The organism is Bacillus cereus group sp. BfR-BA-01331, assembly GCF_022663915.1.
In the GTDB taxonomy this organism is placed as follows: Bacteria; Bacillota; Bacilli; order Bacillales; family Bacillaceae_G; genus Bacillus_A; species Bacillus_A mycoides.
Window position 1 is genome coordinate 197,445 of sequence record NZ_JAKUGJ010000003.1, and the last position, 15,911, is coordinate 213,355.

Genomic DNA, 15,911 nt, shown 5'->3' on the forward strand with positions numbered 1-15,911 from the left:
ATGATCCCCTACTTATATGTTTCTTTGAAGTAGGGGATAGAGTAACTTAGCCGATTGTAATACTATAACGACATGTAAATGTTTCATTCGTTTGTAAAGATTGAATTCCTTTTTTTTCCTTGAAATCTTTTGCCGGATTTACTTCATCAGCAATCCCGTACCAAGGTTCAATACATAAGAAAGGTGCGTTCTCGCCTGGTGTCCATACACCGACAAATGGGAATCCGTCAAATTCTACTTTTACAAATTTATTATGTTTATGAGAACGAATAGAGATTTCATCCGTATTCATATTTTCAAAAATAAGTGCATCATTTTTGAATAAATCGTATGTAAGTGGTAATTCATTCGTATTTTCAGCGATTAATTGCTTTTTACTTGAAAGATAAGGTCCTTCTAATACGCTTGTTTCTAAGCGTTCAGAACCATTAAATGATAAATGATAATCTGTAAATGATTCGCCCTCTAATAAGGGGAAGTTGAAACCAGGATGTGCTCCGATTGAGAAGAACATCTCTTTTGAAGTAGGGTTATGTACTTCATATGTTACATGAACGATTTGTCCATCTAGCTCATAAGAAACGAGTAATTCGAATTCGTATGGGTATTTTTTTAATGTTTCTTCATTACTAGTAACAATATAAGTAATATTCGTTTCACTTTGTTCTTTTACAGAGAATGTAAGATCACGAGCAAAGCCGTGTTGTGTTAAAGAATATGGTTTACCATCTACGTAGTATGTATTATCTACTAATCGGCCGACAATTGGGAATAAAATTGGTGCGCGGCGCCCCCAATAAGTAGAATCGCCTTGCCATAAGTATTCAGTGTTATCTTCTTTTAAGCGAACGCTTTGTAATTCTGCACCTTTGTCAGAAATGGAAACGATCACTTTTTCATTTTGAATTGTTGCTGTCATGAAGTGAAACCTCCTAAATCTTTCATATGTTTTATTATACGTTGTCCAAAAGAAAAAAGGTAGTAAATGATAGGAATCTATTGACGAAAGAGTGCCTATTGCGTAAAATATAATCTTGTTGCTTAAAAACGAATAACGTGGTTCGAAACCATCCCACGGAAAAAAACTAAGGAGATTTTGTCATGAATATAAGGACATTAGTCGGTAATGGTATTTTAGCGGCATTATATATTGCTGTTTCTATGCTTATTCAGCCATTTGGCTTTACGAGTGTACAGTTTCGTATTTCAGAGATGTTTAATCATCTCGTTGTATTCAATAAGAAAGCAATTTACGGGATTGTATTAGGTGTATTTTTAACGAATCTCTTTTTCTCACCTATGATCGCTTATGATTTAGTATTTGGAGTAGGGCAATCCATTCTTGCATTACTTGCAACTATTATTTCTATGCGCTTCATTAAAGGTGTTTGGGCTCGTATGATTTTTAATACAGTTATTTTTACAGTCACAATGTTTATGATTGCAATTGAACTTCATCTTGCGTTTGATCTGCCATTTTTATTGACATGGCTAACTTGTGCAGTTGGTGAATTTGTTGTAATGGCAATTGGTATGCCTGTAATGTACTGGATTAATAAGCGAGTGCAATTTGAAAGATTTATGCAATAGATGAAAGAGCTGTCCTTACTTAGGATGGCTCTTTTTGTATGTGATTAAATTGTATATAATACTGTGACTCTTGATAAAATATAATAAAATAAAGTGAAACTTTAATCAGTGGGGGGACCCCACTGATTATTAGCCCGCACCAATCGGGCATTTACGGACAGCCCGACTCCCGCCTAACTTCTTTGCTTTCGTTAAATTTTAAGGTGGGAGTCTTACTGGCCGCAAATAGCGGGATAAATATAAGAAGTCTTATAAAAGGGGAATCTAGTATGAAATATAAAATACATTGGTTGTATAAAACGAAGCGTGGTTTACAAACTGAATTAACAACAGATTATATGAACATAGAAGAAGTGCTTCAATTTGCGGAGGATTTTGAGAAAACAGGTAGGGTGAAAGAACTTTTATTTTTCGATGAAATGGACGCGGAATGGTCATTAAAAGAAATGAAAAAACTGAGTAAGCAAGTGGAGGAAGATCCGCAAGAAATTCAAGTTTATTTTGATGGTGGTTATGATGTACAGACGAAAGAAGCTGGGGTTGGTATATGTGTATATTATAAAAAAGGAGATACAAATTACCGAATTCGTCGCAATGCATACATAGAAGGCATATATGATAATAACGAAGCGGAGTATGCAGCATTATTATACGGGATGAATACACTCGAGGAATTAGGAATTAAATATGAAGCAGTTACACTTCGTGGAGATTCTCAAGTTGTACTGCAGCAATTAGCTGGTGAATGGCCTTGCTATGATGAACATTTAAATCATTACTTAGATCAAATTGAACAAAAAGCGAAGCAAATGAAATTAAAGCTTATTTGTGAACCGATATCTAGAAAACAAAATAAAGAGGCACATCAATTAGCAGCGCAAGCATTAGAAGGGACGACAATTGATAGTCATAAAGAAATAACCGAATAGAGAGGTGCACACGTGAAGAAGAAGCAACTCATTACAGAGGTAAATGACTTATTAGAAACGTATTGCGGAGGGTGTTTCCTGCAGGAACATAATCGGAAAAATCATAGTAAATACTATGCCCATTCTTTTTGTATACGGCAATGTACGGTTGGAGAGAAGTTGAAAAAGTATGGGGAGCAATTGTCATAAAAAAACATCCAGAGAATTTTCTCTGGATGTTTTTTAGTGCTTTGCTTCGTGTAATTGATGCTCGCATTTACTTAATTTTTTTTCTTCATTCATTAGAAATGGCTCATCTAAATCCGTTGCAACGGATTTCATGATTTCAAGCTGAGAACGAGCCGATTCTACTGCAGTAGTGGCATGCTCTAATGTGTCTGGATCCATTGAAATTGTTGCAGAACCTACCATTTTTTGTGCAGTTTCTACACGGAATTTTACTTCTTCAAAATCATTTACATGTGACCCCATTGTTATTGCCTCCTTTGTATTTTGCGCATTTCACATAGTTTTTGCTCTGGAAAACGGAAATATACAAAGGAATAACAAAGGAGGTTACCAAGTAAGGTAACCTCCTGTCATATGTGGGATTAAAGTTTTGCTACGTTAGCAGCTTGAGGTCCACGGTTTCCTTCAGTAATGTCGAAAGATACTTCTTGACCTTCCTCTAAAGCTTTATAGCCGTCGCTTTGAATAGCAGAGAAATGTACGAATACATCTTCAGAGCCTTCCATTTCGATAAATCCAAAACCTTTTTCATTGTTAAACCATTTTACTTTTCCTTGCATGTCACAATTCCTCCTAAAAACGATTCCTTTTTTCATTTAGTGAAATTCATCAAAAAATAATATAAATAAAAAATGCTATATTCTCGAATATTCTGCCAAATGATTAATTTAAATATACATGAATTGGTAGAATTTAGTCAAGTAAGCGTTTTTAAAATTTTGTATTTTGAATTAATTTTTTCTCGAATTTTTAAAAAGGTATAGGACAAGCCGAGTATGTAATATTCTTAAGTGAATGCTGTACATAATGAGGTGAAAGAATGGATGAGTCTTATTTATTAGATAATGAAGGGATGAAAAATAGAGTCGACATACCGAATTGGGTTGCAAAAGAATTTCATGATTTTTCGAATGTCGTGCTAGAACCAACTTTTCCGTGTTATTTCGGTTTAACAGCTTTGAAAAAGAATGAACTTCGTTATTCATTTCTCTCTCATAATGATTGGGGGCATTTACCCAATACAATGTTATCTTTTTTGGAGTTAATGAAAGAACGGCCAATTGTAAGAAGAGGCTTTTTTCTTTTTGTAGAGCCGGAATGTGAAGAGAAATCAATGGAATATTATCGAGATTATTTTTGGAAAGTACTACAATATTTACATGAAAACGATGATCAAACATGGCCGAAGCAAATTCCTGAAGATCCAGATCATTATTTATGGGAATTTTCATTTGGTGGTGAACCGATTTTTGCGTTTGGAAATGCGCCGGCTTATAAACAGCGAAAGACTAGGCATTTAGGAAATTCTCTCGTTATTGGATTCCAGCCACGAACTATTTTCGAGGGATTAGAAGGAGATCGTCCTAAAGGGTCGTATTCAAGACAAATGGTCCGTGAACGAGTTGAAAAGTGGGATCAGTTGCCGAAGCACCCTAACATTAGTCACTACGGCGATCCTAATCATCGTGAATGGAAACAATATTTCATAGGGGATGATATTGAGCCGGTTAAAGGTAAATGTCCTTTTCATCATAGAGTAGAGAAATAAGAGCCATCACCTGATGGCTCTTTTGTATATTTTGGATAAAAAAGGGTATTGTATTAGTGAATAATTTTTATGAAAGCTAGTCTATTTTCTATATTTGCATCATTACTTAATAGTAAAAGAAGTAGAAAGGATAGAGCGATGTTTGGAGCAATTATACAACAAATAGTATTGGGTATTTCATTAGCTGCGCCGGTAGGTCCAATTAATATTGAAATGTTAAAACGTGGAATTGAACGTGGATTTTGGCATGCGTGGATTGTTGGAATCGGAGGAATGACTGCTGATATTTTGTTTATGCTTCTTATTTATTTTGGTTTATCTTCTGTGTTTATGTATACATATGTACAAGCTTTTATGTACTGCACTGGGTTTTTCCTGTTATTTTATTTAGGATTTCAAAGTGTAAAACAAGGAATCTCCCACTCGAATATGGAATATAACAAAGAAGAGGTAGGTGGACTTAAACAATCTTTTATGGCGGGATTTTTAATTGCGATATCCAACCCATTAAATCTCGTTTTTTGGTTTGGTATATACGGAAGTACACTTAGCTCATTGCTTACAAAGGTAACGAAACAAGAAGCTTTTTTGTACAGTCTTTGCATTATTGTTGGTATTATTTTGTGGAACTTAAATATTGCTTTTTCTGTACATTTTGGAAGAACTTTATTAAAACCAAAAGCACTTGGCTATATTACAGCCGGAGCAGGTATTATTTTAGTAGGATATTCTATCCATTTTGCATACAAAGCTTTACAGTTGTTCACATAAGATTGAAGGGGAGATTTTTATGTATCGAACCACTATTGACGGAAAAGAAATTATCATCACGTTAGCACCAAAAATCCGAAAAGAAATTACTGACAGGAACCCATTATATGAAGCGGTATTTAAAAATGCAGCAAGGTTACTGCAAACGAAACAACCAACGTTTGCGGTAAATCATGAAGTATTTGGTCTCATTATTGGAGAAGTACAAAGAGGAGAAGTAACAGTATTTGCAGTAGAACACATTATTCCGAAGCAAAATATATTTGGTCCGAACACTTTTTTCTCGGCAATAGAACAGCAGGCAAATTTGTAAAGTGAATAGAATAAAATAGAAAAAAATAGTCGTAACGATATGTTACGGCTGTTTTTTTGGAAAAGGGGGAAGAACGATGAAGAGAGTGGTAAAAGAGTTCTTTTTGCAACATGATATTGTTATTATGCATAGTATTTTATTAATTTTTATCATTATTTTAAAAATGCAATTTTTCACATGGATTGGTATGTTAGCGTGTATGTTTGGGATTGTTTTTTATACGTTTAACGAATATATGACACACCGTTTTTTATTCCATCTAAAGCCGCCTAAAAACGCATTTTTATTAAAAATGTTAAGAAGATTACATTATGATCATCACGTATATCCAGATGATTTAAAGCTTTTATTTTTGCCTGTATGGTTTAGTATACCTAGCTTTACTATATATTTACTTATAACGTATGGTATTACAAAAAGTGTTACTGTTACACTTTCATTCGGAATCGGAATGATTATTATGCTCCTCGTTTATGAATGGAAACATTATATTGCACATAAACCGATTCGTCCCTTCACTAAGTTTGGAAGATGGCTAAAAAAACAGCATATATTACACCATTATAAAAATGAAAAGTTTTGGTTTGGTGTTTCAAATCCAGTATTCGATTTTATATTTGGAACGCTTAAAGATGGAAAAGAAGTTGAATTAAGCGAAACAGCTCGTAATTTAGAAAAAGAGAAAAAGACAGAAGTGGTGCGATAAGCACTACTTTTTTTATCCCGATTGGTGTGGATTGAAGTACTCGAATTTTATGGTGAAAAAGTATATTAAAAACTTAGGGGAAAATGCCGAAAAATGTCTATCGAAAAATCTTTGCAGGAATGTACGGATTGTCTAAAATGAAAATAAGTTTCTGAATATTTATAAAATTTAGTTTTTAGGTATGCAAGGGGAAGTGCATTTCAAGTAAGAGAGGGGACCAGAGAATGAAACGAGATGATACGTCAGCACGTAAGTTACAAAATGAGGTGAATTATACAGAGGTTGTTCAGTCAGAAGATTTTCAATTGCTATTAAATAAGAAAAAGAAGTTTATCGTTCCGATGAGTATTTTCTTTTTAAGTTTTTTTATTACATTACCTATTTTAACATCCTATTCAAAGGTGCTTAATACACCGGTATTTGGTGATGTTACATGGGCGTGGGTATTTGCATTTGCGCAATTTATAATGACATGGGCATTATGTATGATTTATAGCAAAAAAGCAGAATCCTTTGATGAAATCTCGCAAAAAATTCTGCAAGATATGCAACAAGGGAGGGGCTGACTTTGAATACAACCGCTTTTGCACTATTTTTAATTATCGTCCTTGGTACACTCGTTATCACGTATTTCGCATCGAAAAAAACGAAAAATGCGAGTGAATTTTATACGGCTGGAGGGGGATTAACTGGCTGGCAAAATGGTCTGGCTATTGCTGGGGATTACATGTCTGCTGCGTCATTTCTTGGTATAGCCGGAGCGATAGCGTTAACTGGGTTTGATGGGTTCTTTTATAGTATCGGCTTTTTAGTTGCTTATTTAGTTGTTCTATATCTTGTCGCAGAACCGCTTAGAAATTTAGGGAAGTACACGTTAGCGGATATGATTGCGGCACGTTTTGATGCGAAAAAAGTTCGTGGTATAGCAGCGCTTAATACGATGACGATTTCAATTTTTTATATGATTGCACAATTAGTTGGTGCGGGTGCACTTATTAAACTATTATTAGGTATCGAATATACAACATCTGTATTAATCGTAGGTACACTTATGACTGTGTATGTTATTTTTGGAGGAATGACAGCTACGAGCTGGGTTCAAATTGTAAAGGCTGTACTACTTATGGCAGGGACATTTATTATTTCTGTTATCGTTTTCTCCAAATTTAATTTCAGTGTGACTGAAATGTTCGCTCACATGAAAACAGCTACTCCATTAAAAGATTCGTTTTTAAATCCAGGAGTAAAGTATAAGGATGGTCTTGATACACTTTCTTTAAATTTAGGACTAGTCCTTGGTACAGCGGGATTACCACATATTCTTGTCCGCTTTTTTACAGTACGTGATGCAAAAACTGCACGTCAATCTGTTGTATATGCGACGTGGTTAATTGGCGCGTTTTATATTATGACAATTTTCTTAGGGTTTGGAGCAGCAGCGTTTGTAGGAAATGAGGCGATTATTAAAGCAAACCCTGCTGGTAATATGGCAGCACCTTTATTAGCAAAAGCATTAGGCGGAGATTTCTTATTTGCTTTCGTATCAGCAATTGCTTTTGCAACTATTTTAGCTGTAGTAGCAGGGCTTGTGTTAACAGCAGCATCAGCATTCGCGCATGATTTTTATAATGAGATTATTCGTAAAGGAAAATCAACGGAAAAAGAGCAAGTGTCAATGGCGCGTTATGCGTCTATTGGGGTGGCGATAGTATCTATTATACTTGCTTTATTTGCTCAAACATTAAACGTAGCATTTTTAGTATCACTAGCATTTGCAGTTGCAGCGAGTGCAAACTTACCGGTTATATTATTTACAATCTATTGGAAGCGTTTTAATACAACAGGAGCAATTTCTGGTATGATTGTTGGTCTTGTATCAGCGATTGTTCTCGTAGCGTTAAGTCCAAACGTTTGGAACCCAGTAGCTGGAAAAGCTATATTTGTTGGGGAAGCGATTTTCCCATATACGACACCTGGAATTATTTCGATCCCGCTCGGGTTTCTTGCAGCATATTTAGGGACAGTTTTATCTAGTAAGAAAGAAGATGCAGCGAAATTTGATGAAATTCTTGTGAAATCTAATACTGGTCATGGTATTAGCGATGCGTCTTCACATTAAAAAAGAGGGGCTTTTCGATATATAAGAAAAGCTCCTTTTTCTTTTGTCATTTTATTGTAAATAATACTGCTTTGTAAGTAGGATTTGTCTTAATTTTGTGGAATGAAAATAGGCAGGGAGAAATTTAACTCATCATGGTACCAGCGCAGCTTTGTGAAAAATAAGTTGTTATGGAAGGTGGAAGAAATGATGAAGACAAAACAAACCGATGAATTATTAGCAAAAGATGAGCAATATGTGTGGCACGGAATGCGTCCCTTTAGCCCGAGTAGTACAATGGTAGGGGCGAAAGCAGAAGGGTGCTGGGTTGAAGATATACAGGGGAAAAGATACTTAGACGGTATGAGTGGCCTTTGGTGTGTAAATAGTGGGTATGGAAGAAAAGAGCTCGCAGAGGCAGCTTATAAGCAATTGCAAACATTATCGTACTTTCCGATGTCACAATCACATGAACCAGCAATTAAGCTCGCTGAAAAGTTAAACGAGTGGCTTGGAGGAGAGTATGTTATATTCTTCTCTAATAGTGGTTCGGAAGCGAACGAAACAGCTTTTAAAATAGCAAGGCAATACTATGCTCAAAAAGGTGAACCGCATCGTTATAAATTTATGTCACGTTATCGTGGTTATCACGGAAACACAATGGCAACGATGGCGGCAACTGGCCAAGCACAGCGTAGATACCAATATGAGCCATTTGCTTCAGGTTTTTTACACGTAACGCCTCCAGATTGTTACCGCATGCCAGAAATGGAATCGCAAAATATTTATGATGTAGAGTGTGTGAAAGAAGTAGATCGTGTTATGACATGGGAATTAAGTGAAACGATAGCCGCATTTATTATGGAGCCAATTATTACAGGCGGAGGTATTTTAATGCCACCACAAGACTATATGAAAGCAATTCACGAAACATGTCAAAAACACGGAGCACTACTTATAAGTGATGAAGTTATTTGTGGTTTCGGGCGTACAGGAAAAGCATTTGGGTTTATGAACTATGACGTTAAGCCTGATATCGTTACGATGGCAAAAGGTATTACGAGCGCATATTTACCATTATCAGCAACAGCTGTAAAAAAAGAAATTTATGAGGCATTTAAAGGAACAGGAGAATATGAATTCTTCCGCCATATTAATACATTTGGTGGAAATCCAGCGGCTTGTGCATTAGCGCTTAAAAACTTAGAGATTATGGAAAATGAAAATTTAATTGAGCGCTCTGCACAAATGGGTTCGCTTTTATTAAATCAATTAAAAGAAGAAATCGGAGAACATCCACTTGTTGGTAATATTAGAGGGAAAGGGCTATTAGTTGGAATCGAACTAGTAAATGATAAAGCGACGAAAGAACCAATTGATAACGATAAAATTGCAAGTGTTGTAAATGCTTGTAAAGAAAAAGGACTTATTATTGGGCGTAACGGTATGACAACAGCGGGGTATAATAACGTTTTAACATTGGCACCGCCACTTGTGATTTCAAGTGAAGAAATTGCCTTTGTTGTTGGAACGGTGAAGACAGCGATGGAACGTATTTAATAAATAGAACGAAAGGAGCGAGCTGTAATATAAGGCTCGCTTTTATTAGGAGGAGCTTTTAATGGAGAAATATGATCCTAACAAACATTATCACATTGGTTATTATGAAGACGGATATGATTTAGAAGTGACAGCGTATAAAAGAATAAATGAACCAATTTGGGATGCCTACATTCCACACTATGAGGTAGATGATTTTTACAAAAAAGTGGAGGAAATGAAGCTAGGTGAATATATAGATGATTATGGCATTAAGGTGTATTCATTTAGTAATGATATCGATGATGAAGAAGCACGAACTATGTTTGAAGACTGGTTAAAAATGAATGGAATTGTTTAAAGATAAAATGAAAAAGGAGATTGCTATCTTATAAGATAGCAATCTCCTTTTATTATAGTAAACTTATTTACTTGCTTTCATTGCTTTATCTTTTGCACCAAAAGTGTATTTTAACATTGGTGGTGTAATCATTGTAGTTAAAATAACGACAATAACGATAGCTGTAAAGTAATCTTGTGCTAATAGGCCAGAAGAAAGTCCTGTTCCTGCGATGATAAGTGCAACTTCACCACGAGAAACCATACCAGCACCGATAATTGCAGAAGACTTTGCATCAAATCCAGTCATTCGTGCACCGAATCCACAACCAATTAGTTTTGTGAATACAGCGATAACTGTTAATGCTAAGATGAACCAAATTTGATCGCCAATACCGTCAAATGTAATATTCATACCGATACTAACAAAGAATACTGGAACGAACATAGCGTAAGCAATTGGTTCTACTTTCTTTTCTACTTCATGTTTGTAGTTCGTTTGAGAAATAGCGATACCAGCTGCGAAAGCACCGATAATACCAGCAATTCCTAATAGTTCGCCGAAGTATGCGAATGAGAAACAGATGATAAGCGCAGCACTAACGATAGACTCAGATACGCGAAGCGGTGATAACCAACGCATGATTGCTGGAACACCTTTCCAACCAATTAAAATGATAGAAGCAAAGAATACTACTTTCTTCAAGATAATCATTGTTAAGTTAACGTCATCTGTGCCTAAGAAGCTCATTGCAAATGCTAATAAAATAACAACAAGAATGTCATCAAATACAGCGGCTCCAAGCATCGTCGTACTTTCACGTGTTTTCATTTTACCTAAATCACGAAGTGTTTGAACGGAAATACTAACACTTGTTGCACATAGAAGTAATCCTAAAAAGACAGCATTCCCTTGTTCCATACCGACAACAAGACCGGCAACGTAACCACCTACGAATGGAAGAACGATACCTCCAAGTGCAACAGCTAAAGAAGAATTACGATTTGCGTTTAATTCTTCTAAGTCTGTTTCAAGTCCTGCCATAAACATTAAAAGAATAACTCCGACATTACTTAATTGTGTTAGAAGCTCTGAATTTTCAATCCATCCGAATATAGCTGGACCGATAACGATACCAACAATTAATTTACCGAGTACAGAAGGTTGACCTAATCTAACACTAAGGTCACCAGCGAGCTTTGTACTTAATAAAATAAGTGCAATCTGAAAGAAAAATTCGAATTCCATTTGATCCTCTCCTCATCATTTTTTATTTTTATCATACGATTTCTCGGAATTTGCCTAATGATAATATGTAAAGATCCATTAAACAAAGGGTCTGATTACGAGTTCTTTTGAACTTGTAATTTGAACCTGTAATTAATATATAATAAAATTTATTAAAAATCAATGAAAAAATAGCAGATTTTCATGAGAGGATTCGTTTTAGAAACGGGGGATATAGATATATAATAGGAAGTAATAAAGTTTACATATAATGAATGGAGAAAGAAAAATGTTATTAAATCAACGTTTTACAATTGGGGAAATGGCGAAAATGCATAATATAGCGGAATCTACATTACGTTATTATGATGAAAAAGGGATTTTTCATCCGTCAATTGTTGACCCTCAAACGAATTATCGTTATTACACAATTGATCAGTTTTCACTATTAGATACGATTAAATTTTTACGCCAATTGAACATCCCGTTAAAGGAAATAAAGAAATATATTGATGAACGAAATCCATCTTATGCGCTGAATTTACTTGAAAAACAACAAGAAATGATGCTGAAAAAACAAAGAGAAATCGAGTATGCTTTGGCAAAAATGGAACATAAAATCCATTTAATGAAGAAAGCGACGAAATCTGAAGCAAATCAAATTATTTATAAAAAGATACCGAAACGAAAAATTACAGCAATTGCAGTTGCACCAAATACAACGGATGATATGTTTGAATATTATATCCATTCGTTGCAAAAAAATATGAAGCAAATTGATAATAGTTTATTTTCAGGTGATATCGGTGTAACAGTTTCAAAAAAAGCATTAATGCAAAATGAGTTTCAAGCATATAATAGTGTGTTTATTTTATTGGATTACATGCCTTTTGAAGCGCATACTTCAGATGAAATAAAAGAAGGGATATTTGCCTGTTCTTATCACCATGGACCATATGAAGAAACAGACGCAACGTATACGGAATTATTAAAGCACATTGATAACGAAGGATATGAAGTGTGCGGAGATGCACTAGAACTTGCATTAATTGATTGGTCCGTAACAGAAAATCCGAAGGAGCAAGTAACGGAAATTCAAATACCTGTTGTTAAAAAATAGGCTTATATATTTTTCGATTCTCTATTGACCTTCAAGTAACTTGAAGGTTTAAACTGTGAACAGAGCATTGAAAAAGGAGCATTTATATGATGGAAACAACAGAAAAATTAAGAGAAAAACCAATTAAAAGTTTATTTATTACGTATTTAATACCAGCTGTTCTTGGGATGGTATTAATGTCGGTTAATATTGTGATTGATGCAGTCATGATTAGTAGAGGAGTTGGAGCGAACGGTTTAGCCGGAGTAAACGTAGCTATTCCAGCATTTTCAATTTTCTTCTCTATTTCATTATGGATTGGAATGGGCGGAGCAACGCTATATTCCATTGCACTAGGTGAAAATAAACTGGAAAGAGCAAGGTCTATCTTTACTCAATCTATGACAGTAGCAGTTGTTATCGTTGGCGTTTTAGCGGCTATTTGCTTATGGAGAATAGAAGATTTAGCATATTTATTTGGTGCGAATGAAGTGATTTTACCATACGCATTAGACTATTTACAGGTGTTATTAACATTTGGAATGATATACGTTTTAGAAAATATTTTAAGTACATTTATACGAAATGACGGAAATCCTAATTTAGCAATGGCAGGTCTTGTTGTAACGGCTGTATTAAATATAGTGTTCGACTATATTTTTATTTTCATCTTTGGATGGGGTGTAACTGGTGCTGCTTCAGCTACTATTCTTTCGGCGGCAATTGGTTTCCTTGTATTATTAACTCACTTCTTTAGAAAAAGTAGTATTTTAAAATGGACGAAATTCCATTTTGAATGGGATACGGTTAAACAAATTATGGTGATCGGTTTCCCAAGTTTTACAGCAGAAAGTACAGTTGCAATCGTAACGATCGGTTTTAACATTGCATTCGTTCAATATGCAGGAGAAATAGGAGTCGCTTCCTATGCGATGGTGAATAGTATTCATGCAATGACATTACTATTATTCTTCGGTGTTGGTGCAGCATTACAACCAATCGCTAGTTTCCATTACGGTGCAAACTTATCAGAAAGATTGCGTGAAGGATTACAGTTTGCTGTGAAAATTGCGCTTGTACTCGGAGGCATTGCGATTGTTGTCGGTTTATTCTTCGGGAAATATATTATAGGTTTATTTAATGTTCAATCGCCAGAACTATTGGAGTTAACGTTAACAGGTATTAGTTTATTCTTTATTCAATATGTATTTTTAGGCTATAACATTGTGTATGGAGAGTATTTCCAATCAGTGCGACAAACGAAAAAATCAGTACTTATAATAATGAGCCGAGGTTTACTATTTGTTATCCCATTGTTATGGATTATGCCAAAAGTATTTGGTATAAACGGAATTTGGCTCGTTATGCCAGTAGCGGAAGTATTGACAGCAATTATCATATTTACGATGAATCGTATGAAACATCCTGTTCCGTTAAACATGGCGAGAGAGAAAAGCAATATAGTGAAGAAAATCCCCTTGAACAAGTAAGGGGATTTTTTTTCATTCTTTTAAACTAATCGCAAAAGATCCATCTGTCTCCTGCACAGAAGCGAAAGCCACATTTTTAATATTTGTAACGCCTTTCTCCATTAACTCTGTATGTAACCACTTTTCATTTTTATGGATTAATTTTAAGTTATCGTATTGAATTTGTGAATCAACGATAAGAGCAATTGGTAAGCCTGCATACTTAACATTTATATTCAAATCTTTTGGAGTCAGAGGCACAAGTTCTCTTTTTGGTAAAATACTAATAGCTCCATTCGCTTCTAATATCGCATACTCAATTTCATGAACACTTGGATATCCTGCGACGCGAAGGTTAGAAAGCAATTCAGGGATTGGATATCTACTTTTTTGTAAGTTCTCAAAAATAATATCACCATGTTTAATTAAAATAATGGGGTGTCCGAGAATAAAACGATTTAGTTTGTTGAGTAGGCTTAATTTTGTAAGAAGCAAATGCAAACATGTAATAACGACCATACCGAGAAATGCTTGTAAAGCACCAGCGACTGGTATGGCTTGAAAAGCTAAATAAGATAAAAAGATAATAGCCCCAAAATCATGAGGAGTTAGTTGTGCTAATGCAGATTTACCAAGTAGCTTAAGTGATAGTAAAAATAAGATGAAAAAGAATGATACGTTACATAAAAAGAGAAGCAATAGGGACACTCCTTCGTGCGAAGTTGTACTTACTATTCCCGAAATTAATAGAAATATTACCTTTTGGAGGATAAATTAGGCTTAATTGGAATTCGTCTGTATACAAACGAATAAATGGATATTATGATAAAGGAAGTAAAGGGAATAGGGGTATATGGATATGAGAAAGAAGAAAATAATCAAGTATATTTTAGTTGTTATAATGATTTGCGCCGTATATGCGGGGTTTTTACAATATAACATTTATAAGCATGGGCATATGAATGCAATTGATGATGCGGATTATATAATTGTACTAGGATCGAAAGTAAATGGAACAAAACCTTCTTATTCATTGCAATATCGTATTGATAAAGCAGCTGAGTATTTAAAATTACATGATAAAACAATTGCTATTGTATCTGGAGGCCAAGGAAAAGGTGAAGATATTACAGAAGCATTAGCGATGAAACAAGGATTAATGAAACAAAATATTGCAGAAGACCGCATTATAATGGAAGATAAGTCGACGAGCACAGATGAAAATATTAAATTCTCAAAACCGTTAATTCCAGCCAATATGAAAAAAGGTATGATCGTAACAAACGATTTCCATATGTTTAGAGCGAAAAAAATAGCTGCAAAACAAGGTTTGCAATTAGAAGGGCTTCCGGCCAAAACACCGAAGCCAATTATCATTCCATCGAATGTACGAGAATATTTAGCGATTATGCAATATTGGTTTATGAATCGAATATAGTTAAAGTAATCCCGCCCAAAATTTGAGGCGGGATTTATTTCGAGGAAAATCTTACAAAAATGTCATGTTCATGAAAGGTAAAGCGATAGTTTCTGGAAAGGTTTCCTGACATAATGAAGGTAACAAAAAACTTTAGAGGTGAATCGTATGAAAGGAAATAATATTTTATCCTCGCTATGTTATTTTAGTATCTTTTTTGCACCATTTTTACTACCAATTATTGTTTACTTCGTTGCGGAAGATGAAGTGAAATATCATGCGAAAAAAGCATTTTGGTCACATGTTTTCCCATATGCAATTTTATTTGGAGGGTTAGCTTTATCAGGAGTATACGGTTTAAGTTTCAATCAGTCTGAGAGCGTTGGAATTGGGATGGTTATAACGTATGCAGTGTTTATTCTTGTAGGAATTTACTACTTCATTTGGAATATTGTTAAAGGTATTAAAGTATTGAAAGCAGCTTAACATTGTCGTTATGTGTGTAAAGTCGATATAATTTCATTTACCATATTAATATGTATTTAAAAAAGAGCAACTCACAAAGGAGTGCTCTTTTTTTGCTTATAAGTTGTGAATAATGAAAAAGATATGTTAATTTTTTATTATGAAGAGAAA

Annotated in this window: 20 protein-coding genes and 1 riboswitch; of the genes, 15 read left to right on the forward strand and 5 right to left on the reverse strand. The window is 34.7% G+C overall.

Annotation, left to right across the window (positions count from 1 at the left end; genetic code table 11):
- Positions 1 to 46 precede the first annotated feature (46 nt).
- Complete coding sequence (locus MR155_RS07725) at positions 47 to 919, reverse strand: aldose 1-epimerase family protein (RefSeq protein ID WP_242309111.1); 873 nt, start codon at positions 917 to 919, stop codon at positions 47 to 49.
- Positions 920 to 1,050: 131 nt separating this feature from the next.
- Positions 1,051 to 1,095: riboswitch (PreQ1 riboswitch) on the forward strand.
- Positions 1,096 to 1,101: 6 nt separating this feature from the next.
- On the opposite strand from MR155_RS07725, the gene MR155_RS07730 reads away from it, so the two are divergent.
- The 3 genes from MR155_RS07730 (at position 1,102) to MR155_RS07740 (ending at position 2,708) form a co-directional block, all read left to right on the forward strand.
- On the forward strand, positions 1,102 to 1,590 hold the full coding sequence (locus MR155_RS07730; protein ID WP_002011909.1) for a QueT transporter family protein: 489 nt from the start codon (positions 1,102 to 1,104) through the stop codon (positions 1,588 to 1,590).
- Positions 1,591 to 1,859: 269 nt separating this feature from the next.
- Positions 1,860 to 2,519: a ribonuclease H family protein gene (locus MR155_RS07735; RefSeq protein ID WP_242309113.1), complete on the forward strand. Its 660-nt coding sequence runs from the start codon at positions 1,860 to 1,862 to the stop codon at positions 2,517 to 2,519.
- Between the two features lie 12 nt (positions 2,520 to 2,531).
- Positions 2,532 to 2,708, forward strand: coding sequence for a zinc-finger domain-containing protein (locus MR155_RS07740; protein ID WP_002011906.1), 177 nt, complete (start codon positions 2,532 to 2,534; stop codon positions 2,706 to 2,708).
- 33 nt (positions 2,709 to 2,741) lie between these two features.
- Here the strand turns inward: MR155_RS07740 and MR155_RS07745 are convergent, their stop codons facing one another.
- Both MR155_RS07745 and cspB read right to left on the reverse strand, forming a co-directional pair.
- The gene (locus MR155_RS07745; RefSeq protein WP_002011905.1) at positions 2,742 to 2,990 is read right to left on the reverse strand and encodes a DUF2564 family protein; all 249 of its coding nucleotides are present in this window, start codon (positions 2,988 to 2,990) and stop codon (positions 2,742 to 2,744) included.
- 119 nt (positions 2,991 to 3,109) lie between these two features.
- Positions 3,110 to 3,307 (reverse strand): cold shock-like protein CspB, encoded by a 198-nt coding sequence (gene cspB, locus MR155_RS07750; protein ID WP_002011904.1) that lies wholly within the window; start codon positions 3,305 to 3,307, stop codon positions 3,110 to 3,112.
- Between the two features lie 260 nt (positions 3,308 to 3,567).
- Here cspB and MR155_RS07755 point away from each other — a divergent pair, with 260 nt between their 5' ends.
- The 8 genes from MR155_RS07755 to MR155_RS07790 all read left to right on the forward strand — a co-directional run bounded on the left by MR155_RS07755 (position 3,568) and on the right by MR155_RS07790 (position 10,084).
- Positions 3,568 to 4,296 (forward strand): YqcI/YcgG family protein, encoded by a 729-nt coding sequence (locus MR155_RS07755; RefSeq protein ID WP_242309115.1) that lies wholly within the window; start codon positions 3,568 to 3,570, stop codon positions 4,294 to 4,296.
- A 138-nt stretch (positions 4,297 to 4,434) separates the two neighbouring features.
- Positions 4,435 to 5,067, forward strand: coding sequence for a LysE family transporter (locus MR155_RS07760; RefSeq protein ID WP_002086541.1), 633 nt, complete (start codon positions 4,435 to 4,437; stop codon positions 5,065 to 5,067).
- Positions 5,068 to 5,086: 19 nt separating this feature from the next.
- Positions 5,087 to 5,380, forward strand: a complete 294-nt coding sequence (locus tag MR155_RS07765; RefSeq protein WP_002086539.1) for a hypothetical protein — start codon at positions 5,087 to 5,089, stop codon at positions 5,378 to 5,380.
- Between the two features lie 76 nt (positions 5,381 to 5,456).
- Positions 5,457 to 6,086: a sterol desaturase family protein gene (locus MR155_RS07770; protein WP_242309117.1), complete on the forward strand. Its 630-nt coding sequence runs from the start codon at positions 5,457 to 5,459 to the stop codon at positions 6,084 to 6,086.
- A 224-nt stretch (positions 6,087 to 6,310) separates the two neighbouring features.
- Entirely contained in the window at positions 6,311 to 6,652 is a 342-nt protein-coding gene (locus MR155_RS07775) for a DUF485 domain-containing protein (RefSeq protein ID WP_002086537.1), read from the forward strand.
- Positions 6,653 to 6,654: 2 nt separating this feature from the next.
- Entirely contained in the window at positions 6,655 to 8,205 is a 1,551-nt protein-coding gene (locus MR155_RS07780; RefSeq protein ID WP_113937089.1) for a solute symporter family protein, read from the forward strand.
- A gap of 189 nt (positions 8,206 to 8,394) precedes the next feature.
- Entirely contained in the window at positions 8,395 to 9,744 is a 1,350-nt protein-coding gene (locus MR155_RS07785) for an aspartate aminotransferase family protein (protein WP_215555831.1), read from the forward strand.
- Between the two features lie 61 nt (positions 9,745 to 9,805).
- Positions 9,806 to 10,084, forward strand: coding sequence for a DUF3986 family protein (locus MR155_RS07790; protein WP_242309119.1), 279 nt, complete (start codon positions 9,806 to 9,808; stop codon positions 10,082 to 10,084).
- A 63-nt stretch (positions 10,085 to 10,147) separates the two neighbouring features.
- On the opposite strand, the gene MR155_RS07795 is transcribed toward MR155_RS07790, so the two are convergent.
- Positions 10,148 to 11,311, reverse strand: a complete 1,164-nt coding sequence (locus MR155_RS07795) for a cation:proton antiporter (RefSeq protein ID WP_002030896.1) — start codon at positions 11,309 to 11,311, stop codon at positions 10,148 to 10,150.
- Positions 11,312 to 11,579: 268 nt separating this feature from the next.
- Between MR155_RS07795 and MR155_RS07800 the strand changes: the two genes are divergently transcribed.
- Together MR155_RS07800 and MR155_RS07805 are read left to right on the forward strand one after the other, a co-directional pair.
- Positions 11,580 to 12,410 carry a MerR family transcriptional regulator gene (locus tag MR155_RS07800; protein ID WP_002086530.1) on the forward strand — a complete coding sequence of 277 codons (831 nt, stop codon included), beginning with the start codon at positions 11,580 to 11,582 and terminating at the stop codon, positions 12,408 to 12,410.
- Between the two features lie 89 nt (positions 12,411 to 12,499).
- A complete protein-coding gene (locus MR155_RS07805; protein WP_242309120.1) occupies positions 12,500 to 13,879 on the forward strand; it encodes an MATE family efflux transporter in 1,380 nt (459 codons plus the stop codon).
- A gap of 12 nt (positions 13,880 to 13,891) precedes the next feature.
- Here MR155_RS07805 and MR155_RS07810 read toward each other — a convergent pair whose 3' ends face one another.
- Positions 13,892 to 14,557: a DUF421 domain-containing protein gene (locus tag MR155_RS07810; RefSeq protein ID WP_242246443.1), complete on the reverse strand. Its 666-nt coding sequence runs from the start codon at positions 14,555 to 14,557 to the stop codon at positions 13,892 to 13,894.
- A 202-nt stretch (positions 14,558 to 14,759) separates the two neighbouring features.
- On the opposite strand from MR155_RS07810, the gene MR155_RS07815 reads away from it, so the two are divergent.
- Positions 14,760 to 15,296, forward strand: a complete 537-nt coding sequence (locus MR155_RS07815) for a YdcF family protein (RefSeq protein WP_313897552.1) — start codon at positions 14,760 to 14,762, stop codon at positions 15,294 to 15,296.
- Between the two features lie 147 nt (positions 15,297 to 15,443).
- Complete coding sequence (locus MR155_RS07820) at positions 15,444 to 15,761, forward strand: magnetosome magnetite crystal formation protein family (protein WP_002011879.1); 318 nt, start codon at positions 15,444 to 15,446, stop codon at positions 15,759 to 15,761.
- Positions 15,762 to 15,911 lie beyond the last annotated feature (150 nt).

Bases quoted from the DNA above. Each gene is read 5' to 3' on its own strand.
- MR155_RS07725 (WP_242309111.1), bottom strand. From the start codon at position 919: ATGACAGCAACAATTCAAAATGAAAAAGTGATCGTTTCCATTTCTGAC.
- MR155_RS07730 (WP_002011909.1), top strand. From the start codon at position 1,102: ATGAATATAAGGACATTAGTCGGTAATGGTATTTTAGCGGCATTATAT.
- MR155_RS07735 (WP_242309113.1), top strand. From the start codon at position 1,860: ATGAAATATAAAATACATTGGTTGTATAAAACGAAGCGTGGTTTACAA.
- MR155_RS07745 (WP_002011905.1), bottom strand. From the start codon at position 2,990: ATGGGGTCACATGTAAATGATTTTGAAGAAGTAAAATTCCGTGTAGAA.
- cspB (WP_002011904.1), bottom strand. From the start codon at position 3,307: ATGCAAGGAAAAGTAAAATGGTTTAACAATGAAAAAGGTTTTGGATTT.
- MR155_RS07755 (WP_242309115.1), top strand. From the start codon at position 3,568: ATGGATGAGTCTTATTTATTAGATAATGAAGGGATGAAAAATAGAGTC.
- MR155_RS07760 (WP_002086541.1), top strand. From the start codon at position 4,435: ATGTTTGGAGCAATTATACAACAAATAGTATTGGGTATTTCATTAGCT.
- MR155_RS07765 (WP_002086539.1), top strand. From the start codon at position 5,087: ATGTATCGAACCACTATTGACGGAAAAGAAATTATCATCACGTTAGCA.
- MR155_RS07770 (WP_242309117.1), top strand. From the start codon at position 5,457: ATGAAGAGAGTGGTAAAAGAGTTCTTTTTGCAACATGATATTGTTATT.
- MR155_RS07775 (WP_002086537.1), top strand. From the start codon at position 6,311: ATGAAACGAGATGATACGTCAGCACGTAAGTTACAAAATGAGGTGAAT.
- MR155_RS07785 (WP_215555831.1), top strand. From the start codon at position 8,395: ATGAAGACAAAACAAACCGATGAATTATTAGCAAAAGATGAGCAATAT.
- MR155_RS07790 (WP_242309119.1), top strand. From the start codon at position 9,806: ATGGAGAAATATGATCCTAACAAACATTATCACATTGGTTATTATGAA.
- MR155_RS07795 (WP_002030896.1), bottom strand. From the start codon at position 11,311: ATGGAATTCGAATTTTTCTTTCAGATTGCACTTATTTTATTAAGTACA.
- MR155_RS07800 (WP_002086530.1), top strand. From the start codon at position 11,580: ATGTTATTAAATCAACGTTTTACAATTGGGGAAATGGCGAAAATGCAT.
- MR155_RS07805 (WP_242309120.1), top strand. From the start codon at position 12,500: ATGGAAACAACAGAAAAATTAAGAGAAAAACCAATTAAAAGTTTATTT.
- MR155_RS07815 (WP_313897552.1), top strand. From the start codon at position 14,760: ATGATTTGCGCCGTATATGCGGGGTTTTTACAATATAACATTTATAAG.
- MR155_RS07820 (WP_002011879.1), top strand. From the start codon at position 15,444: ATGAAAGGAAATAATATTTTATCCTCGCTATGTTATTTTAGTATCTTT.